Origin of the sequence: Cellulomonas soli (assembly GCF_052036975.1) — a bacterium.
Taxonomy (GTDB): Bacteria; Actinomycetota; Actinomycetes; order Actinomycetales; family Cellulomonadaceae; genus Cellulomonas; species Cellulomonas soli_A.
Genome location: NZ_JBQIAR010000012.1, coordinates 37,834 through 60,310, shown reverse-complemented (window position 1 = coordinate 60,310; position 22,477 = coordinate 37,834). Strand labels below are relative to the sequence as shown.

The window sequence follows — 22,477 nt, the reverse complement described above, 5'->3', positions numbered from 1 at the left end:
GGTCGGAGCTCCTCAGGCCGGGCGGCCCTCGCGGGGGGCGGGGACGAACGCCCTATCGGGCGCGGTGTCCTCGTCCTGAGGGGACGTCGGGGGTGCGGCGACGCCGGTGAGGAACTTGTGGGTGCGAGCACCCAGACGGGCGCCGCGGCGGGCGTCGTCGGAGGTGCGACGCAGGTCCGCGCCGGCGTTGGCGCCGCGCCGGTTGGGCGCGGCCGGGGCCGCGCTGAGCTCCTTGAGGTAGAGCCGCGCGTCGTTGACGACCCGTTCGGGGTCGGCGCTGCCACGCGCCGAGACCGAGGCTCCGGAGCGGACCGTGGGCCACCGCACCCGCGACAGGTGGGCGGGCAGCTGGGTGGGTGTGCTGGCGGCTGCCATGAGCGCCTGCCGCAGTGCCTCGACCTCGGCGCCGACGCGGTGCGGGGGTGTGTCGGGCAGGACGCCCAGCACGACGATCTCGCCACCGCCGACGCGGCCGACGAACGCACCCGCCGGGGCGGCGGCGACGATCTGCGCGACGACCTGGGCCACGACGACGTCACCGGCGGCGCGGCCGGCGATCTCGTTGACGACCTCCAGGCCTTCGGCGCGCAGGACGACCGCGACGATCCGGTTCGGGGTGTGCGCGATCGAGCTGCACCACGCCTCGAGGGTCAGGTCGAGCGAGTCGCGGTTCATCACGCCGGAGACGGCGTCGCACGCGGCGGCGTCGCGGAACGTGCGCACCAGGTGGTCGAGCAGGTCCGAGGCGGGGACCCAGCCCCATTCCTCGCCCCGCACGACCAGGTCCGGTGCGGGCGATCCCTGGGCGGCCAGGTGCTGCGCGGCGGCGAGCAGCGGCAGCTCCGCGTCGACGACGAGCGCGGGTGCCGTGGTCAGGTGCCGCACCTTGCGGAACGCCGACCGGAGCTCGAGGCCCGGCCCGAGGCGGTCCCGGGTCAGCACGCCGGCACGGTCGGTCCGCGGGTCGTCCGTCACCACCAGCGCCTGCAGGTCGGGCTGGTCGCGCAGCAGCCGGACCACGTCCGAGGCGGGGGCGTCACGCCGCACCACGCGCGCCGGGCGCGCGATCGACCCGACGGCCGAGGACGCCGGCTCGGCGCCGACCACGGGCACCTCGACGAACGTCGGCAGCGGTCGGGCCATGACTCGTCCGATCGGCAGCGGCCCGCCGGTGGTGAGCACCCGACCGGGAACTCACCCGGTCGCCTGCGGCGCGCGGCGGGGCTCTCAGCCCAGGATGCGCAGCACGCGCTCCAGCCGGGCCGCACGCACGTCGTCGTTCGGTGCCGTCATCAGGGGGTGCAGCACCGAGTAGCGGTCCTGCCTGCTCAGGGCCTCGAACCGGGCGCGCGCGGCGGGGGCGTCCTGCAGCGCGGCACGCAGGTCGTCGGGGACCTGCGCCGTGGCCGACCCGGCGTACGCCCGGTCCCATCGCCCGTCCTGCCGGGCCCGTTCGACCTCGGCGAGCCCGCGCGGCCGCATCCGGCCCTCGGCGTCGAGGCGGGCGACGTGCACCTGGTTCTGCTGCGACCACAGCGAGCGTGCGCGCCGTGGGCTGAACCGTTGCAGGAAGGTGGTCGCGTCCCGTGCGCGCTTCTGGCCGTCGATCCACCCGCTGCACAACGCCTCGTCGAGCGCTGCGGCGTAGGTCAGCGACGTCGGCTGGACGACCCCCTTCTTGGCCAGGACGAGCCAGACGGCGTCGGTGTCGTCCTCGTGCACGTCGAGCCAGGCGCGCCAGGCGGCCGCGTCGGCGACCGTGAGGGTGCTCAGGACGGCGTCACCCATGCGGTCCCCCTTGGTGCGGTGGTCCCGACGCCGTCGGGGGCGGCGCAGGTGAGCGCACCGCCTGAGGAAGCATGGCAGAGCGTCCGACGGCGGCAACCTCGGCGACCGGAACGTGCGACCGCGACACACTACCGAGCATCCGGTAGGTATGTCGTACGATCGTCCCGACCGCACCCGGTCCCGATGACGAGACCCCTCCCCCGAGCCCGACCCGCCCGGTCGCTCGGCAGGTCCGGCGACGAAGGAGACACCGATGACCCCGCGTCCGCACGAGCACGACCAGGCCGCCCCCGCCGAGGTGACCTGGGTCGTCACCACCGCGACCGCCCCCTGGCAGACCCGCGAGAACCTGGCGCTCGGCCCCGTCACCGCCATGCCGGACGTGTTCGTCGAGACGGACAAGGCCGCGCAGGTCGTGGAGGGCTTCGGGGCGTCCTTCAACGAGCTGGGCTGGACGTCGCTGGCCCTGCTCACCGACGGCGAGCGGGCGCAGATCCTCGACGAGCTGTTCACCCCGGGCGTCGGCGCGAACCTCACACTGTGCCGCATGCCCGTGGGCGCCAACGACTTCTCCCGCGACTGGTACTCCTACGACGAGGTCGACGGCGACCTCGCACTCGAGCACTTCTCCGTCGAGCACGACCTGGACACCCTGGTCCCCTTCATCCGCGCCGCGCAGGAGCGCCAGCCCGCGCTGCGCCTGTGGGCCTCGCCGTGGAGCCCGCCGAGCTGGATGAAGACCAACGGCCACTACGCCGGCGCCCTGCCGATGCCCGGCATCCAGGACGTCGACAACGGCCTGCGGCCCGACCAGGTGGGCCGCGAGGGCACCGACATGTTCCGGCTCGAGGAGCCCTACCTGCAGGCCTACGCCGCCTACTTCGGCCGGTTCGTCGACGCCTACCGTGAGCTCGGCATCGACATCGGCATGGTCATGCCGCAGAACGAGTTCAACTCGCCGCAGGTGTTCCCCAGCTGCACGTGGACCCCGCAGGGCCTGGCCCGGTTCATCCGGCACCTGGGCCCGCAGATGCGTCGGCGCGGCGTCGAGGTGTTCCTCGGCACGCTCGAGCGCGGCGACGACGCCCTGGTGCAGGGCGTGCTGGACGACCCCGAGGCGGCAGCCGAGCTGGCCGGCGTCGGCATCCAGTGGGCCGGCAAGGCCGCGGTCCCGTTCGTGCACCGTGACCACCCCGAGCTGCGGATCTACCAGACCGAGCAGGAGTGCGGCGACGGCCTCAACGACTGGCGGTACTGCCGGTACGCCTGGGGGCTCATGCGCCACTACTTCAGCCACGGCGCCAGCGCCTACATGTACTGGAACGTCTCCCTGCTGCGCGGCGGCCTGAGCCGGTGGGGCTGGGCGCAGAACTCGTTCGTCACGGTCGACGCGCAGAGCCGGACGTACGTGTGGAACCACGAGTACCACCTGCTCAAGCACGTCAGCCACTTCGTGCAGGTCGGCGCGCAGGTCGTCCCCACGGTCAGCTACACGGGGTTCGAGAACCAGCTGGTCTTCCGCAACCCGGACGGCACGCTCGTGGTCGTCGTGCACAACCCGGAACCGCACGAGCAGGCTGTGCGCGTGCTCGTCGGCGGCCAGGTGCTGACCCCGACGCTGCCCGCGGACTCGTTCAGCACGTTCGTCGTCCCCGCGCCGGCCGCCGACTGACCACCTGTCCGCAGCGACCCTCGAACGGGACGGGGCCCGACCGGTTCGTCCGGCCGGGCCCCTGGCTCACCTCGCGCCCGAGGTGCCCTCGTCGTACGACCTCACGGCGCGGTCGTGTACGCGGTCAGCTCGCCGATCGACCACCACTCCGGCGCCGAGCCGGTCTGCACGATCCGCACGTAGCGGGCCGTCGTGGTGGTGAACGAGATCGGCCGCTTCCAGCCGAAGCCCGGTCCGGTGGCCACCGTCGTCCACGTGGTGCCGTTCGTCGACAGCCTCACCTCGAACATCCGCGGGTAGTCCCACCGGTCGTTGCTGCGGGTCTGCAGGACGATCGAGCCGATCTGCCGCGCCGAGCCCATGTCGACCTGGAACCACTGGCCCGGTGCCTGCGAGGTGCCGGTGGCCCATCGCGTGCCGGTGCTGCCGTCGATGGCCCCGGCGGCCGACCCGCCGGGTTCGGTGACCGAGGCGGAGGCCGTCCAGCCGCTGGTGCTGATGGCCGTGCGGTTCACCGTGTCCAGACCGCCCGCGTAGTGCTGGGCGGTGGCGATCATGCGGGTGTTGGCCGAGAACGCCGACGTGCCGAACTTGGCCAGGCGCGACCGGAACGAGTCGGCGTCGTCGCTGTTGATGATCGGCACCGGGTTGAGGTTGGTGTTGTAGAAGCCCCAGTACCCCCCGCCGCCGTCCTGCGGACCGCGCACCTTGTACGCCCAGTTCGTCCACGAGACGTCGACCGCGTTGAGGCCCGCCATGAACCGGGCCCAGATGTCATCGAAGTAGTACCAGGAGTACTCCCCGTAGAGCACGGGCACTCCCGGGTTCGTCAGGCGCCCGACGACGTCGGCCAGCTGGGTGGTGACGACCGCGTTCTGGGCATCCCAGTCCTGGCCGTTGGGCATGTCGTACGGGTGCAGCTGGTACATGACGTTCGTCCAGCCGTAGGTGGACGGCATCGCGACCTTGTCCCAGCCGAAGAACGCGCCCAGGACGACCAGGTGGTCGGGGTCGACGGCACGCACCGCGTCGTACAGGCGGTCGTAGACGGCGCTCTTCTGGGCGACGTCGTCGGCGTCCTCGCCGTAGTCGAGCAGCGGCTCGTTGATGAGGTCGTACCCGGCGACCGTCGGGTTGCCCTCGTACCGCGCGGCGATCGCCGACCAGATCTGCACGGCCCAGTCCTGGTACGTCGAGGAGCCCCAGAAGCCGTTCGGGTTGGGTCCGACCCGACCGCAGCTGCCCCACGGGCACCCGCCGCCGGGCACGGTGTGCAGGTCGAGCAGCACGTAGATGCCGCGCTCCCCCGCCTCCTGCACCAGCCAGTCGATCCGCGACCACGGGTCCGCCTTCCACGTGCCGTCGAGCTCGAGCAGCTCGTTCCAGCCGATGGGCAGACGGATCGTGTTGAGCCCGATGGCCGCGATGTTGTCCAGGTCGGTCTCGGTGATCCAGGTGTCGCGGTGGGTGTCGATGATGTCCTGCGCCTCGGCGGCACCGAACCGTTCGTCGAGCGCGAGCCGCAACGAGTAGTCGTCGTTGTTGAGCGCGACGGTGAGCTCGCCGATCGACCACCAGGAGCCGGAGGTGCCGGTCTGGGTGACGCGCAGGTAGCGGCCGCTGGTCGCGGAGAAGTTCACGGTCGTGGCCTTGACCGTGCCCGTGCCGGTCGCCACGGTCCGCCAGGTGGTGGCGTCGTCGGAGACCGCCACGGTGAACGCGCGCGGGTAGTCGGTCTCCGAGGAGGTGTTCTTCTCGGTGTCGAGCGTGACGTTGTTGAACGTGAGGCGAGCACCGAGGTCCACCTGCACCCACTGCCCGGGGGCCTGCGGTGCGCCGGTGGTCCACCGGGTGCCGAGGTTCCCGTCGGTGACGGCGCCGGTGGCACCCCCGGGCGCGGTGGTCACGGACCAGCCCGCCCGGTCGATCGCGCTGCCGCTGGTCACGGCGATCTCCGAGATCGACCACCAGTTGGCCTTCACGCCTGTCTGCGTGATCCGCAGGTAGCGCATCCAGGTCGACGTCCACAGGTCGCTCGTCACGATCCGGTTGGTGCCGAACCCGGAGCCGATCTTGGTCCAGGTGCTGCCGTCGGTGGACCCGGCGAGCTCGTAGCTGGCCGGGTAGTCGTTCGGGTAGGCGGCGCCGGAGTCGAACAGGACCTTGCTGACCTCGGTGTTCGTGCCGAGGTCGAGCGTGTAGCTCTGGCCGGCGACCTGGCTGGTGCCGGTGGTCCAGCCGGTGGTGACCTGGCCGTCGATGGCGGCTGCGGCCGTGGTGCCGCCGCCGGTGACGCTGGCGGACGCCGTCCGGCCGTTGTTGTTGAGCACGGGGTCGGAGAACAGGTTGAGCTCGGCCACGGACCACCAGGGCGCCGCGCTGCCCTGCTGGACGACGCGCACGTGGCGGGTCACCTGGGGGGCGAACCGGGTGGTGGTGATCTCCGCGGTCACGCCGGTCTGGGCCGCACCGGGGGCCGCGGCGACGCTCGCCCAGGTGACGCCGTCGGACGAGACCAGCACCTCGTACGCCGCCGGCCGGTCGGTCGTCGAGCCCCCGGCGTCGAGCGTGATGCGGTTGACCAGGGTCGGCGCACCGAGGTCGACCTGCACCCATTCCCCGCCGGTCTGCGCGGCGCCGCTGGTCCAGCGGGTGTCGAGGTCGCCGTCGAGGATCGCGGCGGCCGAGCCGCCGGAGGCGGTGGCGCTCCAGCCGGTGCGGTCGAGGGCGAACTCCCCCAGCGGCGACATCCAGTCCTCGAAGGTGAGCCAGCCGCCGAGGTTCGTGCCCCGCAGGTTGACGACCTCTCCGGTGCCGTGCCCGGTGCGCAGCACGGCCCCGTTGGCGGCCAGGAAGTCCGAGTCGTCGAGCGCGACCGCCTGGGCGGGTGCGCTCGCGCCGGGCAGGAGGGCAGTAGCCGTGAGGAGCCCGGCGGCTGCGAGCGCGCCGAGGGTCCGGCGTCGGGTGGTGCGGGGTGGCCCGAGGGGTTCTCGGGACAGGTGTCGCTTCATCATGTCTCCTTTGACATCGACCGTGCTTCACCGCGGGTCTCCGCCGGCGGGTGCTTGCGGAGACTTATAGCGCGACATACGATAAGCACTGAAGGAACCGATGTGAAGACCCACGGGCAAGGACGCCCGACTCCGTACCCGCCCGCGTGCCCACCTGCGACGGGCACGGTCGGGTCGCTCCACGCAGGAACCTGCGCGCACCACCGCGTCGCCGCCCCGCCCGGGCGGCCGCGTGACCCCCAGAGAAGAGGAATCTCGATGAAGAGAACCCCGACGACGGCCCTCGCGCTCGTCTGGCTCGGCGGGCTGGCCCTCGGCCTGACCGCCTGCTCCCAGCCCTCCGACGGCGCAGGCGAGGGCGCCGCCGACGAACCCCTCACCGTGTGGATCATGGGCGACTCCGGCGCCAACTTCGAGAAGCTCGTCGCACCGTTCACCGACGAGAGCGGCGTCGAGGTCGACGTGGTGGCCATCCCGTGGGACGGCATCGACGAGCGGCTGACCACCGCCGTCGCCTCGGGCGACGGACCCGACGTGCTGCAGGTCGGCCTGTCCAAGCTGCGCACGTTCGCCGACGCCGGCGCACTCATGCCGCTCGACGACGCCATCGCCGACCGACCCGCGCTGGCCGCGACGAACTTCGCCGACGGCGTCGCCGGCGAGGCCACCGCGATCGAGGGCGCGACGGTCGCCATCCCCTGGGTCAGCGACACGCGGGTGCTGTTCTACCGCTCCGACATCCTCACCGCGGCCGGCATCGACACCCCGCCCGCCACCTGGGACGACCTGCGCGCCGACGCCGCCACCCTCGCCGCCCGCGGCGAGGGCCAGTACGGCTACTACATCCCCCAGTGGGACAGCGCACTGCCGGTCATCATGACCTGGTCGCAAGGCGGGGACATCCTCGACAGCAACGGCACCATCGACTTCGACACCCCGGAGTTCGAGGCCGCGGTCGACCTCTACACCGGCCTCTACGCGGACGGCAGCGTGCCCGTCAACGGCGACTTCGACCAGACGCAGGGCTTCGTCACCGGCGTCACCCCGATGCTGATCAGCGGGCCCTACCTGGCCAAGTCGATCGCCGACGCGGCACCCGACCTCGAGGGTGACTGGGGCGTGACCACCGTCCCCACCGCCGAGACCGGCACCTCGCTGTTCGCCGGCTCGTCCATGGGCCTGTGGAAGGACACCCCGCAGAAGGACGCCGCCCTCGACCTGCTCGAGTTCCTGTCCGACCCGGCCACCCAGGTCGACTGGTTCGAGATCAACGGCGAGCTGCCCACCGTCAAGGCCGCCCTGGAGGACCCCGCCCTCACCGGCGACCCGCTGGTCGCGGTGTACTCCGCCCAGCTGGCCGACGCCGCGGTGCTCCCCCTCGTGCCGAACTGGGACGGCGGCACCGGCGCCGACCTGCTCACCGCCCTGAACTCGATCGCCCTGCAGGGCGCCGACCGCGACGAGGCGCTCGCGGCCCTGCGCGAGGCCACCGCGGACGTCAGCGTCGGATGAGGTCGCGGGTGGGGCGGTCGGACCGGTCGCCCCACCCGTCCCACCCAGCCGCCGCCACCCGTCCGCGACGTCCACGTCGACCACGACCACGAGCTGAGAGGTCATGAAGAAGCACTCGCTCGCCCCGTACCTGTTCGCCTCACCGGCGATGCTCCTGCTGGTGGCCTTCGGCGTCCTGCCGATCGGCGTGGCCGCCGTGGTGTCCCTGACCGACATGGACATCTCCGGCCTGGCCGACCGGTCGAACGTCACGTTCATCGGCCTGGCCAACTACACGGCCCTGCTCGACGACCCCGACTTCTGGAAGGCCCTGGGCAACACGGCGTTCTTCGTGCTCGTCGGCGTCCCGGCCGTCGTCGGGTTGTCGCTGGCGACCGCGCTGCTGCTGCACCGCAGCGACGGCCGCCTGGCCCGGGCCCTGCGCTCGTTCTACTTCGTCCCGGCCGTCACCGGCATCGTGGCCATCTCGCTGGTGTGGGGGTACCTCTACAACACCCAGTTCGGGCTGTTCAACTGGCTGCTCGGCGAGGTCGGCATCGCACCCGTGCAGTGGCTCTCCGACCCCACGCTGGCCAAGTTCTCCGTCGCGCTCGTGGCCGTGTGGCGCGGCACCGGCCTGAACATCATCATCTTCCTCGCCGCACTGCAGGCCGTCCCGCGCGAGTACCTCGAGGCGGCCTCGCTCGACGGCGCGGGCGAGTGGCGGACCACCCGCTCCATCGTGATCCCGCTGCTGGGCTTCGCGATCTTCTTCGTCACGATCACCACGGTCATCGCCTGGTTGCAGTTCTTCGACGAACCGTTCGTGCTCACCGACGGCGGCCCGCTCGGGGCGACCACGTCCATGTCGGTGTTCCTCTACAAGGAGGGGTTCCGGCTCAACCAGTTCGGGTACGCCAGCGCAGGGTCGCTCGTCCTGTTCGCGATCATCGCGGTCGTCACCGTCATCCAGCTGCGTGTGAGGAAAGCCGATGTCGAGTACTGAGACGACCGTGGCACCGGCGCCGAGCGCCCCGCGCACGCCCACCCCCCGGCCGAGCGCCCCGCGCAGGCGGCGCAAGGACAGCTCCTCGCGCCGCACCCTCAACGTCCTGGTCCTGACCGCGCTCACGTGCGGCGCCGTGCTGACCGCGTTCCCGCTGCTGTGGATGCTCAGCGGGTCGGTGAAGAGCCAGCGCGAGTCCATCACCCCGCCGCCGAGCCTGATCCCGCGCGAACCCACGACCGAGAGCTACGTCCGGCTGTTCACCGAGCTGGACTTCGGGCGTTACCTGCTCAACACGATCGCCGTCGTGCTCATCGGGGCGGTCGGGCTGCTGCTCATGGCCATGGCCGGCTACGCGTTCGCGAAGTTCGAGTTCCGCGGCAAGAAGACGATGTTCTTCCTGGTGCTGGCCACGCTGATGATCCCTGTACAAGTCACCATGATCCCGACGTACCTGATCCTCAACAGCCTGCAGCTGACCAACACGCTGCTCGGCATCGCACTGCCGACCCTGGTCAGCGGGTTCAGCATCTTCCTGTTCCGGCAGTTCATGACCACCATCCCCACCGAGACGATGGAGGCCGCCCGGCTCGACGGCGCGGGCGAGGTCCGGCTGTTCGCGCAGATCGTGCTGCCGCTGTCCAAGCCGATCCTCGCCGTGCAGGCCGTGCTGACGTTCATCGCCGGCTGGAACAGCTTCCTGTGGCCGCTGGTCATCGCCGGCGACCAGCGCCTCTACACGCTCTCGGTCGGGCTGTCCCTGCTCAACCAGCAGATCGCGGTCGACCCGCCGCTGCAGATGGCCGCCGCCTCCGTGATGGTCGTGCCCGTCCTCGTCGTCTTCGTCGTCTTCCAGCGCTACGTCGTGCAGGGCTTCGCGCTCTCCGGCCTCAAGTGACCCAGGAGCCCTCCGTGACCACCACAGCCACCACCGCCACCGCCGCCACCACCGCTGGCATCCTCGCCACCACAGCCACCGTCGGCAGCCGGTTCGCCCCCCGTCCTGCCCACCTCGACGGGTTCGTGCACGCCCACGACGGGCACCTGGTCGACGGTGCCGGCCGCCAGCTGCTGCTGCGCGGCATCGGGCTGGGCAACTGGCTGCTGCCCGAGGGCTACATGTGGCGGTTCGGCGCGGGCGCGCAGTCCCCCCGGCAGATCGAGACCCTCGTCGACCGCCTCGCCGGTGCGGACTACGGCGCGCAGTTCTGGCCACGCTTCCGCGAGGCGTTCCTCACCGAGACGGACGTGGTCGCCATCGCCGCCGCCGGGTTCGACCACGTGCGCGTGCCCATCAACGCCCGCGTCGTCCAGCACCCCGACGGGCGCCCCCGCGAGGACGGCCTGGCCCTGCTGGACCGTCTCATCGGGTGGTGCCGGACGCACCGCCTGTGGGTGCTGCTCGACCTGCACGGAGCACCCGGCGGGCAGACGGGCACGAACATCGACGACTCCCCGCGCGGGCTGCCCGAGCTGTTCATGGACGCCACCTACCGCGAGCGCACGCTGCGCCTGTGGCGTGACCTGGCCGAGCGGTACGCCCGCGAGACCACCGTGCTGGGCTACGACCTGCTCAACGAGCCCCTGCCTCACGAGTGGCAGCACCGGTACGCCGACGAGCTGGTCGACCTGTACCGCGACCTGACCACGCAGATCCGCGCGGTCGACCCGGACCACCTCATCGTGTACGAGGGATCGCACTGGGCCACCAACTGGGACGTGTTCACCCAGGTGTGGGACGAGAACTCGCTGCTGCAGTTCCACAAGTACTGGTCGTCGCCGGACCGCCCGAGCATCGCCCGGTACCTGCGCACCCGCGACGAGCTGGGTCTGCCGATCTACATGGGCGAGGGCGGGGAGAACACCCTGGAGTGGATCTACACCGCGTTCCGGCTGTACGAGAGCGAGGGCATCGGTTGGAACCTGTGGCCCTGGAAGAAGATCGACACCCGCACCTCCCCCGTGTCGGTGGTGGCCCCCGAAGGGTGGGCGCAGGTGGTGGCGGCCGCCGAGGAGCCCGAGGGCACCCCGGCGATCAGCCCCGCGACGGCCCAGGGAGTGCTCGACGACCTGCTGGAGGCGATGCGGTTCGAGCACGCGACCTGGCAGCCCGACGTGGTCGCGGCCGCCACGGGCTGCGCGCCCGCCCGCCTGCCCGCCTGGGGCTTCGGGTTCCGGGGCGCCGGCCGGTCCTACGCCACCGCCGCTGCGCACCCGCTGCCGGGGATCCGCGAGGATGACGCCGTGTCGATCCGCTTCACGAGCGACCAGCCCCACCCCGAGAACCCGTTCCAGCAGACCGACGGACGGCCCTACGCACCCGAGGAGCAGCTCATGGTCGAGCTCGGCCCCGGCGACTGGCTCGAGTACGAGCTGGAGGGCGACCTCGACCCGTCCGCCGTGCGCGTGCTCGGACCGCAGGGCACGCCCGCGCCCGTGCGGGTCGAGCGCGTCGAGCGCGGCCTGCGCGTGAGCGCCACGGCACCCGCGTCGCTGTGCACGCTCCACCTGCGCGGGACCCACCGTCCATGACGAGCCCCGACCTGCCCCTGCGCCGCGCCGCGGTGCTCGCACCCCGACGCGCCACTGTCACCTCGTTGCGTCGGCACAACCGTGCGCTCGTGCTCACCCATGTCGTGCTGGCCGGCCAGACCTCCCGGGCCGACATCGCCCGGGACTGCGGGCTCTCGCTCGCCTCGGCGACGAACCTGGTCACCGAGCTCGTCGAGGAGGGGCTCGTCGAGGAGGTCGGCACGGTCTCCTCGCAGGGCGGCCGACCCATCACGCTCGTGGCACCCCGGCCCGACGGCGCCTACCTGGTGGGTGCCGACGTCGGCGAGCGCGGGGTCGCCGTCGAGCTGTTCGACCTGCGGATGCGCCGCGTGGACCGTGAGTTCCGGGGCGGGCACGCGCAGGAGCTGCCCGAGATGATCGGCCGCGACCTCACCGAGGCGCTCGCCGCGCTGCAGGAGCGCAACCCGCAGGCGTGGACCCGGCTGGCCGGGATCGGCCTGGGGCTGCCCGGCATCGTGGAGACCGACGCCGACGGGCGGCAGGTGCTCTACGCCCAGAGCCTGGGCTGGGACCCCGTGCCGATCACCGATCTGGTCCCCGGGCGTCCCGACGTCGTCGCGGACAACGGCGCCAAGACGCTCGCCAAGGCCGAGCAGTGGTTCGGCGCCGCGCGCGGCGTACGGCACGCGCTGGTCGTGCTGCTCGGCCGCGGCGTGGGCCTGGGCATGGTCGTCGACGGCGTGCTCCAGCAGGGGGCGCACAGCAGCGCCAGCGAGTGGGGGCACGCCAAGGTGGAGCGCGCCGGTCGCCCGTGCCGCTGCGGGGGGCACGGCTGCCTCGAGGCGTACGTGGGCGCCGACGCGATCCTGGAGGCCTGGGCGGCCACCGGTGCCCAGTTCGAGGGGTCCGGGTGGCGTGCGCTGGGCGAGCTGCTCGAAGCCGCCGAGCGGGGGGAACCCGGGGCGACGGCCGTGGTCGACGACGTGGTCGACACGCTCGGTCCGGCTCTGGGCAGCCTGGTCAACCTGACGAACCCGCAGCGCATCGTCATCGGCGGCTGGGTCGGTCTGCGGCTCATGCCGACGCTCGGGCCCCGCATCGAGGCGGCGGTGCGCGCCAGCGCGCTCAGCCGGCCGGCCGGCCAGTTCACGCTGCTGCCGGCCACGTTCGGTGGGGACACGGTGGCGGTCGGCGCGGCGCTGCTGCCGCTCGAACGGCTCATCCACGGCGACGAGCCGGAGCCCCGGTGACGGTGGTGGGCGCGACTCACCCGGACGCCGCCACCACGCGGCACGTACCGCAGGTACGGTATCGGCACACGTCGCCGGGCTGACGACAGGCGAGACCGACTCCGCGAAGACTGGTCACCGCACGCGCCGCCGGCTGCGTCGTGACCGCAGAAGGAGTCGGGAATGAGGCCACACCGACCGGAGCCCACCACGGGCCAGGTCGCGCGACGCGGCGTGTGCCGCACGACCGCGAGCGCGTGATCCGATGAACGGTTCCCTCAGGGTCGCCCTGGTGCTCGACGACTCCCTGGACCGCCCGGACGGCGTCCAGCAGCACGTGCTGACGCTCGGGCGCTGGCTCACCGAGCAGGGCCACGACGTGCACTACGTCGCCCCGTCCACCACCCGCGAGGACCTGCCGCAGCTGCACCGGGTGGGGCGTTCCCTGGCGGTGCGCGCCAACGGCAACCGGCTCAGCACCCCGACCTTCACCCGCCGCCGCGAGCTGCGGACCGTGCTGGACGACCTGGTGCTCGACGTCGTGCACGTGGCGATGCCGTGCAGCCCGTTCCTGGCCGGTCGGCTCGTCACGCAGGTGCCGGCCACGACCGCGGTCGTCGGCACGTTCCACATCGTGCCCGCCGGCCCCGTGATCGCGGTGGGTGCCCGGGTGATGGGCCTGACGCAGCGCCGCCAGCTGCGTCGCTTCGACCGGATGCTGGCCGTCTCCGACCCGGCCCGGCAGTTCGCCGACGAGGCGTTCGGCCTGGACGCCGTGGTCGTGCCGAACCCCATCGACGTCGAGGCCTTCGTCACCGAGCGGCCCGCCGAGCCCGGCTCGGACCCCGTCCGCATCCTGTTCCTGGGGCGGCTCGTCGAGCGCAAGGGTGCACCTCACCTGCTGCGCGCCGTCGCCGCGATGCGCCGTGACGAGCTGACCCAGGTGCCGTTCCGGGTGACCGTCGCCGGGCGAGGACCGCTGCTGGAGGAGCTGCAGGCGTTCGTGCGCACGGAGGGCCTCGACGGTGTCGTGGACTTCCCGGGGTTCGTGGCCGAGGACCAGAAGGCCGCGCTGCTCGCCGAGGCGGACGTCGTGGCGCTGCCCAGCCTGGGCGGGGAGAGCTTCGGCATCAGCGTCGTCGAGGCCCTGGCCGCCACGCACGGCACCGTGCTCGCCGGTGACAACGCCGGGTACCGCGAGGTCATGGGCCCCCTCACCGACCAGCTGGTCCCCGCGCAGGACACCGCACGGTTCGCCCGGTTGCTGGCCGCGCACGTCGACGGCCCCCGCCGCTCGCCCGAGGTCCGCACCCGCCAGCTCGCGCAGGCGCGGAACTTCGACGTCGAGCTCGTCGGGCCGCGCGTCGTGGCCACCTACCGCGACGCGCTCGCCGCCCGCCGTGGGCGCCCCGTCCCGGTCGCGGTCCCGGTCGACGTCGACGTGGCTGCCGGCTGAGCGTCGACACCGGCCCGGGCTTCGGGCCGAGGACCGACACCGGGCAGGGCATCGACACCGGCGGCGGGCGCCCGCTAGCCTGCGAGCGACGAGGTGGTCACGCGCGTCGTCGCAGGTGAGGACGTCGATCCGGACGGTGCGCAAGCTCCCCTCGCACCTTTCGTGGCCTGTCCCGTACCGCTCGCTCCTCCCCCTGACTGAGGGCTGATGCCGCACAGCACCGTGTTCGAACGTTCCGCTCCGTCCCCCGCCGCCGTGCGCGATGCGTTGAGCGAGGTGCGCGCCTCGGCCTTCTGGCTCGACGACGTCGCCGACGAGCGCGTGCTGCACCCCCCGCTGGCCGGTGCGGTCGAGGCCGACCTCGTGGTGGTCGGCGGCGGGTACGCCGGGCTGTGGACGGCGCTGCGAGCACTCGAGCGTGAGCCCGGCCGCACCGTCGTGGTGCTCGAGGGGCAGCGGATCGCCTGGGCGGCCTCCGGCCGCAACGGCGGGTTCTGCGAGGCCAGCCTCACGCACGGCGAGGAGAACGGGCAGCGCCGCTGGCCCGAGGAGCTGGACACGCTGGAGCGACTGGGCGCGCAGAACCTCGACGACATCGAGTCGACGGTGGCCCGGTACGGCTGGGTCTGCCACTTCGAGCGCACGGGCACGCTGACCGTGGCTGTCGAGCCGCACCAGGTCGACTGGCTCGACGACCCGCTCGACCAGGACCAGGTGCGCGCCGAGGTGGACTCCCCCACGTACCTGGCCGGTCAGTGGGACCGCCGCTCCACCGCGCTGGTGCACCCGGCCCGGCTGGCCCTGGAGCTGGCCCGCACGGTGGTCGACCTCGGTGGGACCCTGCACGAGCGGTCGGTGGTGCGGGCGCTGGAGTCCGACGGCGACCGGGTCGTCGTCCGCACCGACGACGCGCAGGTCCGAGCCCGTCACGTGGTGCTGGCCACCAACGCGTTCCCGTCCTTGCTGCGCCGCAACGCCCTGATGACCGTGCCGGTGCACGACTACGCGCTGATGACGCAGCCGCTGACCCCCGAGCAGCTGGCCTCGATCGGCTGGACGCACCGGCAGGGCATCGCCGACCTGGCCAACCAGTTCCACTACTACCGGCTCAGCAGCGACAACCGGGTCCTGTTCGGCGGCTACGACGCGATCTACCGTTTCGGGCACCGGTTGCGCGCCGGTCAGGATCAGCGCCCCGCGACCTCGGCACTGCTCGCGAGCCACTTCCTGACCACGTTCCCGCAGCTGGAGGGCGTGCGGTTCTCGCACGCGTGGGGTGGTGCGATCGACACCTGCACACGGTTCTGCGCCTTCTTCGGCACCGCGCGCGCAGGCCGTGTCGCGTACGCGGCGGGATTCACCGGGCTGGGGGTGGGTGCCACGCGGTTCGCGGCCGACGTCCTGCTCGACCTGCTGGACGGCCACGAGACGGAGCGCACCGCGCTGCGGATGGTGCGTGAGCGCCCGCTGCCGTTCCCGCCCGAGCCTCTGGCGGCCATCGGCGTCGGGATGACCAAGTGGTCCCTGGACCGCGCCGACCACCGGGAGGGCCGGCGCAACCTGCTCCTGCGCACGCTGGACGCGATGGGCCTCGGGTTCGACTCGTGAACGACACGTCACCGTGCTCCGCCCTGCTGGACACGGTCGGCGCGGAGGTCGTCCTGCCTGATGTCGTCTCCGCGCAGGGGTGCGTGCTGCGCACCCGTGACGGCCGCGAGCTGGTGGACCTCGAGGCGGGCGTGTGGTGCACACCCCTGGGGCACCACCATCCCGCGGTCGACGCGGCCGTCCGCGGGCGGTCCGACGCCCCGGCGCACACCGGCTACCGCTGGTCCTCACCCGTGGTGCAGCACGCGGCACGGCGTCTGTGCGAGATCGCCGGTCTGCCTGACGGGCGTGCCTTGCTCCTCTCCTCGGGCAGCGAGGCGGTCGAGCTGGCCGTGCGGATCTCCCGTGAGGTCACCGGTCGCGAGCTCTTCGTGCGCCTCGGCGGCCACTACCTGTCGGCGTACGGCACGGCCGGCGCCCCGGGCGGGGGTCGGTGGACCACGACTGCCGAGCTGGCCGCGATGGAACCCGCCCGGCGCACGCAGGTGCTGCGGGACGTCGCGGCGTTCGTGCTGGAGCCGGGCAACGCCTCCGGCCTGGTCGACCTGCCCGACCCCGCGCACGTGCAGCAGGTGTGCGCCGCGGTGCGGGCGAACGGCGGGCTCGTCGTGGTCGACGAGGTCACCACCGGTTTCGGCCGCACCGGCGCATGGTTCGGGTACGAGCACCTGGGCATCACCCCGGACGTGGTCGCGATCGGCAAGGGGTGCGGCAACGGGTACCCGGTCAGCGCGGTCGTTGCTGCGGGGCCCGTGGCGCAGCGCCTGGCCGGGACGGGTCTGCGGTACGCGCAGTCCCACCAGAACGACCCTGCTGGCGCCGCGGTGGTGCTCGCGGTGATCCGGGCCTTCGAGCAGGAGGACCTGCTCGCGCGTGCGTGCGCCCGGGGCGCGCAGCTGCTGGCGGGCCTGTCCGCGGTGGCCGCCCGCTCGGGGGCCGTCGGGCGGGTGCGCGGTCGTGGCCTGCTGTGCGCGTTCGACGTCACCCCGGGGACGGCAGCGGCCGTGCAGGCGGGGCTGCTCGCGCACGGCTACCTGGTGGGCGCTCACGTGGTGCACGACACGATTCGCGTGTACCCGCCGCTGGTGATCTCCGAGCAGCAGGTCGAGGCGTTCGTGCAGACCGTCGAGGCCGTCGTGGCCGCGCCGGGCGCGGGTTCGCACCCCGACCCGTGCTGAGCGGAGCCGTCCCGGGCGGGCAGGGGATGTGCGTCGGGCCCGGCCGATGTGTGAGGCTACGTCCCCATGGGATACGCGCTGGCCATCTTCGACCTGGACGACACGCTCGCCCCGTCCAAGAGCAAGGTCGACCCGACCATCGTCGACATGATCGTCGACCTGACCCGTGTGGTGCAGGTGGCGATCATCTCCGGGGGCCGGTTCGAGCAGTTCGACACCCAGCTGCTCGCCTCGATCGACGACCCGGAGGCGCTGCGCGCCCTGCACGTGCTGCCCACGTGCGGCACCCGCTACCTGGTCAGCGACGGGCAGTCGTGGCGTGAGGTCTACTCCGACCCACTCACCGAGGACGAGCTCGCGCGTGCCGCGGCCGTGGTCGAGGAGGGCGCCCGGGCCCTGGGCCTGTGGGAGGAGGACACCTGGGGTGACCGCATCGAGCTGCGCGGCAGCCAGGTGACGTTCTCGGCCCTGGGTCAGGCCGCCCCGGTCGACGCCAAGAAGGCCTGGGACCCGGACGGCCGCAAGAAGGAGTCGCTGCGCGCCTATGCCGCCGACCGCCTGCCCGACCTGGAGGTCCGTTCGGGCGGTTCGACCTCGGTCGACATCACCCGCAAGGGCATCGACAAGGCCTACGGCGTGAACCGTCTGCTCGAGGGACTGGGCCTGACCCCGCAGGACGCGGTCTTCTTCGGCGACCGGCTCGACGAGGGCGGCAACGACTTCCCGGTGATCGCCACGGGCGTGCCGTGCATCGCGGTCGAGGGCTGGGAGGACACGCCGGCCAAGGTGCGTGCCGCGGTCCCCGCGGCGTTCGAGCTCAGCGACGCCCGGGACTGAGCCGGCTGCACGATCAGCGCAGGGCGACCCCGTCGACCTGCCAGCCGGTGGCGGTCCGTGCGACCGAGAACGCGAAGACGTACGTCTGCGCGGACACCAGGTCGAGGACCGCCACACCGTCCACCTCGCGCGAGCTCAGGTAGCTCTCGTCGGTGGTGAGCTCGACGACGTAGGTGCCGTCGGCGTTGTCCTGCGCGGTGGCGGAGGTCGGGGTGTGCACCAGCAGGCTCGAGCCGCGCGAGACCACCGTGCCACCGCCGAGCTGGTCGGCCATCGACCGGCACCAGCCGCACCCCGGCCCTGACAGCGCGAGCAGCGGTGCGGTGTCGCCGCTGGCGTAGGCGTGGTCCAGCAGGGCGAGCAGGTGGACGCCCGCCGCGATCGCACCGTCGACGTCGGTGCGCGCCAGGTCGGCCGGCGGCGCGGGTGCGGGTGCGGGTGCGGCCACCGTCTCCTCGACGGGTGCGGCGCTCGGCCGACGGCTCACCGTCGGGACGGGTGTGCGGGTGCCGGCTCCCTGCGGCGCGGTGCGGGCGGCCTGCGGCCGGTCCGCCGCCTGCGAAGCGCACCCCCCGAGCACCAGCACGGTCGCGAGCGTGGCACCCAGGGCGAGGGCTCGCCGTCGCCGCCGGGACGGGCGGCCGCCGCGCGCGTCGGCCCTGGCGCGGGGACAGGGGCAGGCCGGTGTGCGCGGACGGGAGCGGGGGCCGTTGCAGGCGGTGCAGGTCATGGCCGGGACGCTAGGCATGCGTACCGGGCGCGGGGTGTCGCAGCCTCGACCCGCGCGAACGCGAGCGCACAGCGCAGGGCTGTGGGCGGTTCAGGCGGGCGTGCCCTCGGCGGCATAGCCGAGCGCCGCCATGCGCCCCTCGGGGTCGAGCCGGGTCAGCAGCGCCGCGGTGATGTCGCCGAGCTGGCCGACCTGCTCGGGCGTGAGTGCGTCCACGACGTGCTCTCGCACGGTCGCCACGTGCCCGGGCGCGGTGGCCACGACCTTGTCCCAGCCGGCCTCGGTGAGCACGGCGTTGGTGGCACGGCGGTCCTGCGCGCAGGGTTCGCGCCGGACGAAGCCGCGTGCCTCGAGGCGGGAGACCACGTGCGAGAGTCGCGGGAGGGTGGCGTTGGTGCGGCTGGCCAGGGCCGTCATCCGCAGCGTGCGATCCGGCGCCTCGGAGAGCATCGCCAGGGTGAAGTACTCGAAGTGCGTCAGCCCGGCGTCGCGCTGCAGCTGCGTGTCCAGCACCCCGGGCAGCAGCTCGACGACGGCGGCCAGGCGGACCCAGGTGCGTAGCTCGTGGGGTGTCAACCAGCGCGTCTCCGCCGGCTCGTGCGGAGCGTCGGGGTGCTGCTCGTGCGGCGCGGGCCGTGGCAGAGGGCTGTCGGTCATCGAGAGGTCTCCCGTCGGGGCGCGCGGCGGGCGGTGCCGCCCCGAGCCTAGTTCGTCGTGCTCCTTGCGGTCCGGGTGTTGACACCGCGTCCCGCCGTCCGCAAACTACTTGTAGCGACAAGTAAACCACTGCCGCACGGCTCACCACCCAGGAGCAGAACCATGAGCAACGTCACCATCATCGGCACCGGCACCATGGCCCACGCGATCGGCGGCGTCCTCGCCGGCGGCGGCAGCACCGTGACCTACCTCGGCCACGGGGAGCCCGGCACCGTCGACGGCGACATCGTCGTCCTCGCCGTGCCCTACCCCGCCGTCGCCGACGTGCTGGCCACCTACGGCCCGCAGCTGGCCGGCAAGGTCGTCGTCGACATCACCAACCCGCTCGACTTCGCCACGTTCGACTCGCTCGTCGTCCCGGCCGGGTCCTCCGCCGCGGCCGAGATCGCCGCCGCCCTGCCCGACTCGCGCGTGCTCAAGGCCTTCAACACCACGTTCGCCGCGACGCTGACCAGCGGCACCCTCGGAGGCACCGTCCCGACCACCGTGCTCGTCGCCGGGGACGACGCCGACGCCAAGGCCGCCCTGGCCGCCGCGGTCGAAGCCGGCGGCCTGCGGGCCCTCGACGCCGGCTCGCTGGCCCGCGCGCACGAGCTCGAGGCGCTCGGATTCCTGCAGCTGACGCTCGCGGTGTCCGAGAAGATCGCCTGGACCGGCGGCTTCGGCCTGGTCAAGTGACCTCGCTCGACGCGGCCGCCGTCCTGCGGGGCGACGGCCGCGTCGGCACGCCCGGACCCGACAGCTCCCCCGGGCACCGCCGACCGCTCCTGCTCCTGCTGCACGGGTACGGCTCGTCCGAGCGCGACCTGCCCGGCCTCGTCGACCAGCTGCCCCCCGGGCTCGACTGGGCCTCGCCGCGCGCACCGCTGCGCCTGCCGCAGGGCGGGCACGCCTGGGTGCCCATCACCGTGCCCGGCCGACCCGACCCGCAGGCCACGGCCCGCGCCGCCGACGCCGTGCTCGCCTGGCTCTCCGCGCACGTGCCCGCCGACGTCCCCGTCGTCCCGCTCGGCTTCTCCCAGGGCGGGCTGATCGCCACCCAGCTGCTCCGGCACGCCCCTGCACGGTTCGCCGCAGCGGTCGTGCTCTCCGGCTTCGCGCTCGAGGGCCGCCACCCCGGTGACGAGGAGCTGGCACGACGCCGACCGCCCGTGTACTTCGGGCACGGAGACGCCGACCAGGTCATCACGGCCGAGGCGACCGCCCGGACCTCCGCCTGGCTGCCCACGCACACCACACCCACCGATCGCCTGCACGCCGGGCTGGGCCACGGCATCGACGCGGCCGAGCTGGCGGAGGTGGCCGAGTTCCTCACGCACACCCTTGCGCTCGCGCCCTGACCGACGCCCGACCCCACCGCACGCCCGGCGCGCAGCACGCACAGACCGCGCCCAGCCACCGCGCAGGTGCGCGTCGGGCGCGCGTCCGTAGGGTCGACCCAGGAAGCCGACACGACCGGGAGGGGCACCCGTGCACCACGTCCACGTGTTCACCCTCGTGGCGATCGCCGTGCCGGTCGCCGCCCTGTGCCGACGACGCGGTTGGCCGGCGCCGCTGGTGATCGTCGCCGTGGGTCTGGTGGCCTCGTTCGTCCCCGGCGTGCCGCGGTTCGAGATCGACGCCGAGGTGATCCTCGAGTTCGTCCTACCTCCGTTGCTGTACTCGGCTGCGCTGTCCAGCTCGTACCGCGACTTCCGCTCGTCGTGGAACGCCATCACCCGCCTGGGCGTGGGGCTCGTGCTGGTCACCGCACTGGCGGTCGCCCTGGTCGCCGTGGCCGTGCACCCCACGATCTCGTTCGCCGCCGCGCTCGTGCTCGGCGCGGTGGTCGCCCCACCGGATGCGGTCGCCGCGGCCGCGGTCGGGCGCCGACTCGGGCTGCCCCGCCGGGTCATGACCCTGCTGTCCGGCGAGAGCCTGATCAACGACGCGACGTCGCTGACCCTGTTCAAGGTCGCGCTCGCCGGGGCCGCCACCGGCACCTGGCTGCTGGGGGACGGCCTGGGCACGTTCGCCCTGGCCGTCGGTGTCGGCGTGGCCGTCGGGCTCGCGCTGGGCTGGCTCGTGCACGCCGTCCGGATGCGGCTCGACGACCCGGTCGTCGCCTCCGCCATCGGCCTGCTCACCCCGTTCGCCGCGTACTGGGGTGCCGAGGCACTGCTCGGCTCGGGCGTGCTGGCCGTCGTGGCGGCCGGGCTCTACCTGGGTCACACCGCCCCGCGTGCCGGGTACGCCACCCGGCTGTACGAGGGGCCGATCTGGTCGACGGTCGACCTGGTGCTCGAGGCGTTCACGTTCGCACTGGTCGGGGTGCAGCTGCCGTGGGTGGTGCGTGACGTCATCGCCTCCGACCAGGGCCTGCGCACCGCCCTGGCACTGTCGGTGGCCGTGCTCGCCACCGCGGTCCTCGTCCGGCCCGCGTACGTGTTCGCGACCGCGCGGTTCGACAACCTGCGGCTGCGCGGCAGCCACCGACCCGTGCAGGACGCGCTCACCGCCCGCGAGTCCGCGGTCGTGTCGTGGGCGGGCATGCGCGGCGTGGTCACCCTGGCCGCCGCGTCGGCCATCCCGGCGACCGTCGGCGGCCTGGCGTTCCCCGAGCGGGCGTCGCTGCAGCTGGCCGCGTGCACGGTGGCACTGGGCACGCTGCTGCTGCAGGGGCTGACGCTGCCCGCCGTGATCCGCCGGCTCGGCGTCGGGTCGGCGGCACAGGCCGAGGCCGCCGAGGACGCCACCCAGGAGGCCCAGGCCCGCCTGGCGATGGCCGACGCGGTGCAGCAGATGCTCGAGCGGGAGCGCACGGCGTGGCGTGCCGAGCTGGGCGCGCAGCAGGCGGATGCGGCGATCGACCGGCTCACCCGGCTGACCCGCGAGCGTGCCGCGGCGGCCGCCGTGGTCATCGACCCCGACAACGCCGAGGACCTGCTCGACGACGGCCTGACCGCCTGGGCGCCCGAGCACCAGCACCGCGCCGACCTGGCCGCACGGACCGCCCGCGTGCGCCGCGCCGTGATCGGTGCGCAGCGTGCCGCGCTGGTCCGCCGGCGGGACGCGGGGCAGATCGACGAGGCGGTGCTGCGCCGCATGCTGCACGAGCTGGACCTGGAGGACGAGTCCCTCAGTGCGTCCTGGATCACGCGCGCCGGGTCTTGACCGTCTGGGACCTCGCGCCCCCCTGACCTGCGGCACACGCGCTGACCTGCACCGATGCAGCGAAGACGATGGCCAGAGGGTCCGTGG

General features: G+C 73.2%; 18 protein-coding genes. 13 read left to right on the top strand and 5 right to left on the bottom strand.

Annotated elements, in window-relative coordinates:
• Positions 1-12 precede the first annotated feature (12 nt).
• On the bottom strand, positions 13-1,143 hold the full coding sequence (locus tag ACTHAM_RS13075) for a diguanylate cyclase domain-containing protein (RefSeq protein ID WP_440688139.1): 1,131 nt from the start codon (positions 1,141-1,143) through the stop codon (positions 13-15).
• An 84-nt stretch (positions 1,144-1,227) separates the two neighbouring features.
• Entirely contained in the window at positions 1,228-1,788 is a 561-nt protein-coding gene (locus ACTHAM_RS13070; RefSeq protein ID WP_440688137.1) for a YdeI/OmpD-associated family protein, read from the bottom strand.
• Positions 1,789-2,041: 253 nt separating this feature from the next.
• On the opposite strand from ACTHAM_RS13070, the gene ACTHAM_RS13065 reads away from it, so the two are divergent.
• Positions 2,042-3,460, top strand: a complete 1,419-nt coding sequence (locus ACTHAM_RS13065) for a glycoside hydrolase family 30 protein (protein ID WP_440688135.1) — start codon at positions 2,042-2,044, stop codon at positions 3,458-3,460.
• Positions 3,461-3,561: 101 nt separating this feature from the next.
• Here ACTHAM_RS13065 and ACTHAM_RS13060 read toward each other — a convergent pair whose 3' ends face one another.
• On the bottom strand, positions 3,562-6,471 hold the full coding sequence (locus tag ACTHAM_RS13060; RefSeq protein WP_440688133.1) for a discoidin domain-containing protein: 2,910 nt from the start codon (positions 6,469-6,471) through the stop codon (positions 3,562-3,564).
• Between the two features lie 258 nt (positions 6,472-6,729).
• On the opposite strand from ACTHAM_RS13060, the gene ACTHAM_RS13055 reads away from it, so the two are divergent.
• From ACTHAM_RS13055 to ACTHAM_RS13015, 9 genes are all read left to right on the top strand, one after another.
• Positions 6,730-7,983, top strand: a complete 1,254-nt coding sequence (locus tag ACTHAM_RS13055) for an extracellular solute-binding protein (protein ID WP_440688131.1) — start codon at positions 6,730-6,732, stop codon at positions 7,981-7,983.
• A gap of 103 nt (positions 7,984-8,086) precedes the next feature.
• A complete protein-coding gene (locus ACTHAM_RS13050; protein WP_440688129.1) occupies positions 8,087-8,968 on the top strand; it encodes a carbohydrate ABC transporter permease in 882 nt (293 codons plus the stop codon).
• Positions 8,955-9,866: a carbohydrate ABC transporter permease gene (locus ACTHAM_RS13045; protein ID WP_440688126.1), complete on the top strand. Its 912-nt coding sequence runs from the start codon at positions 8,955-8,957 to the stop codon at positions 9,864-9,866. Before ACTHAM_RS13050 ends, ACTHAM_RS13045 begins: the two co-directional genes overlap by 14 nt.
• 14 nt (positions 9,867-9,880) lie before the next feature.
• Positions 9,881-11,500: a glycoside hydrolase family 5 protein gene (locus ACTHAM_RS13040; protein ID WP_440688124.1), complete on the top strand. Its 1,620-nt coding sequence runs from the start codon at positions 9,881-9,883 to the stop codon at positions 11,498-11,500.
• On the top strand, positions 11,497-12,732 hold the full coding sequence (locus ACTHAM_RS13035; protein ID WP_440688122.1) for an ROK family protein: 1,236 nt from the start codon (positions 11,497-11,499) through the stop codon (positions 12,730-12,732). Before ACTHAM_RS13040 ends, ACTHAM_RS13035 begins: the two co-directional genes overlap by 4 nt.
• A 244-nt stretch (positions 12,733-12,976) precedes the next feature.
• Positions 12,977-14,167 (top strand): glycosyltransferase family 4 protein, encoded by a 1,191-nt coding sequence (locus tag ACTHAM_RS13030; RefSeq protein WP_440688120.1) that lies wholly within the window; start codon positions 12,977-12,979, stop codon positions 14,165-14,167.
• A gap of 207 nt (positions 14,168-14,374) precedes the next feature.
• The gene (locus ACTHAM_RS13025; protein WP_440688118.1) at positions 14,375-15,775 is read left to right on the top strand and encodes an NAD(P)/FAD-dependent oxidoreductase; all 1,401 of its coding nucleotides are present in this window, start codon (positions 14,375-14,377) and stop codon (positions 15,773-15,775) included.
• A complete protein-coding gene (locus ACTHAM_RS13020; protein WP_440688116.1) occupies positions 15,772-16,953 on the top strand; it encodes an aminotransferase class III-fold pyridoxal phosphate-dependent enzyme in 1,182 nt (393 codons plus the stop codon). Before ACTHAM_RS13025 ends, ACTHAM_RS13020 begins: the two co-directional genes overlap by 4 nt.
• 66 nt (positions 16,954-17,019) lie before the next feature.
• Complete coding sequence (locus tag ACTHAM_RS13015) at positions 17,020-17,790, top strand: HAD-IIB family hydrolase (protein ID WP_440688114.1); 771 nt, start codon at positions 17,020-17,022, stop codon at positions 17,788-17,790.
• 13 nt (positions 17,791-17,803) lie between these two features.
• Here ACTHAM_RS13015 and ACTHAM_RS13010 read toward each other — a convergent pair whose 3' ends face one another.
• Both ACTHAM_RS13010 and ACTHAM_RS13005 read right to left on the bottom strand, forming a co-directional pair.
• Positions 17,804-18,520 (bottom strand): DUF6318 family protein, encoded by a 717-nt coding sequence (locus tag ACTHAM_RS13010; protein ID WP_440688112.1) that lies wholly within the window; start codon positions 18,518-18,520, stop codon positions 17,804-17,806.
• 90 nt (positions 18,521-18,610) lie between these two features.
• Positions 18,611-19,177, bottom strand: coding sequence for a MarR family winged helix-turn-helix transcriptional regulator (locus ACTHAM_RS13005; protein WP_440688110.1), 567 nt, complete (start codon positions 19,175-19,177; stop codon positions 18,611-18,613).
• Between the two features lie 162 nt (positions 19,178-19,339).
• Here ACTHAM_RS13005 and ACTHAM_RS13000 point away from each other — a divergent pair, with 162 nt between their 5' ends.
• From ACTHAM_RS13000 to ACTHAM_RS12990, 3 genes are all read left to right on the top strand, one after another.
• Complete coding sequence (locus ACTHAM_RS13000) at positions 19,340-19,915, top strand: NADPH-dependent F420 reductase (RefSeq protein ID WP_440688108.1); 576 nt, start codon at positions 19,340-19,342, stop codon at positions 19,913-19,915.
• Positions 19,912-20,577, top strand: coding sequence for an alpha/beta hydrolase (locus ACTHAM_RS12995; protein WP_440688106.1), 666 nt, complete (start codon positions 19,912-19,914; stop codon positions 20,575-20,577). Before ACTHAM_RS13000 ends, ACTHAM_RS12995 begins: the two co-directional genes overlap by 4 nt.
• A 130-nt stretch (positions 20,578-20,707) precedes the next feature.
• Entirely contained in the window at positions 20,708-22,390 is a 1,683-nt protein-coding gene (locus tag ACTHAM_RS12990; RefSeq protein WP_440688104.1) for a cation:proton antiporter, read from the top strand.
• The last annotated feature ends 87 nt before the right edge of the window (positions 22,391-22,477 follow it).

Excerpts from the sequence above, each read along its gene's own strand:
- ACTHAM_RS13035 (WP_440688122.1), top strand. The coding sequence starts at position 11,497 with ATGACGAGCCCCGACCTGCCCCTGCGCCGCGCCGCGGTGCTCGCACCC.
- ACTHAM_RS13015 (WP_440688114.1), top strand. The coding sequence starts at position 17,020 with ATGGGATACGCGCTGGCCATCTTCGACCTGGACGACACGCTCGCCCCG.
- ACTHAM_RS13045 (WP_440688126.1), top strand. The coding sequence starts at position 8,955 with ATGTCGAGTACTGAGACGACCGTGGCACCGGCGCCGAGCGCCCCGCGC.
- ACTHAM_RS13070 (WP_440688137.1), bottom strand. The coding sequence starts at position 1,788 with ATGGGTGACGCCGTCCTGAGCACCCTCACGGTCGCCGACGCGGCCGCC.
- ACTHAM_RS13060 (WP_440688133.1), bottom strand. The coding sequence starts at position 6,471 with ATGAAGCGACACCTGTCCCGAGAACCCCTCGGGCCACCCCGCACCACC.
- ACTHAM_RS13005 (WP_440688110.1), bottom strand. The coding sequence starts at position 19,177 with ATGACCGACAGCCCTCTGCCACGGCCCGCGCCGCACGAGCAGCACCCC.
- ACTHAM_RS13030 (WP_440688120.1), top strand. The coding sequence starts at position 12,977 with ATGAACGGTTCCCTCAGGGTCGCCCTGGTGCTCGACGACTCCCTGGAC.
- ACTHAM_RS13055 (WP_440688131.1), top strand. The coding sequence starts at position 6,730 with ATGAAGAGAACCCCGACGACGGCCCTCGCGCTCGTCTGGCTCGGCGGG.
- ACTHAM_RS13000 (WP_440688108.1), top strand. The coding sequence starts at position 19,340 with ATGAGCAACGTCACCATCATCGGCACCGGCACCATGGCCCACGCGATC.
- ACTHAM_RS13065 (WP_440688135.1), top strand. The coding sequence starts at position 2,042 with ATGACCCCGCGTCCGCACGAGCACGACCAGGCCGCCCCCGCCGAGGTG.
- ACTHAM_RS13010 (WP_440688112.1), bottom strand. The coding sequence starts at position 18,520 with ATGACCTGCACCGCCTGCAACGGCCCCCGCTCCCGTCCGCGCACACCG.
- ACTHAM_RS13025 (WP_440688118.1), top strand. The coding sequence starts at position 14,375 with ATGCCGCACAGCACCGTGTTCGAACGTTCCGCTCCGTCCCCCGCCGCC.
- ACTHAM_RS13050 (WP_440688129.1), top strand. The coding sequence starts at position 8,087 with ATGAAGAAGCACTCGCTCGCCCCGTACCTGTTCGCCTCACCGGCGATG.
- ACTHAM_RS13075 (WP_440688139.1), bottom strand. The coding sequence starts at position 1,143 with ATGGCCCGACCGCTGCCGACGTTCGTCGAGGTGCCCGTGGTCGGCGCC.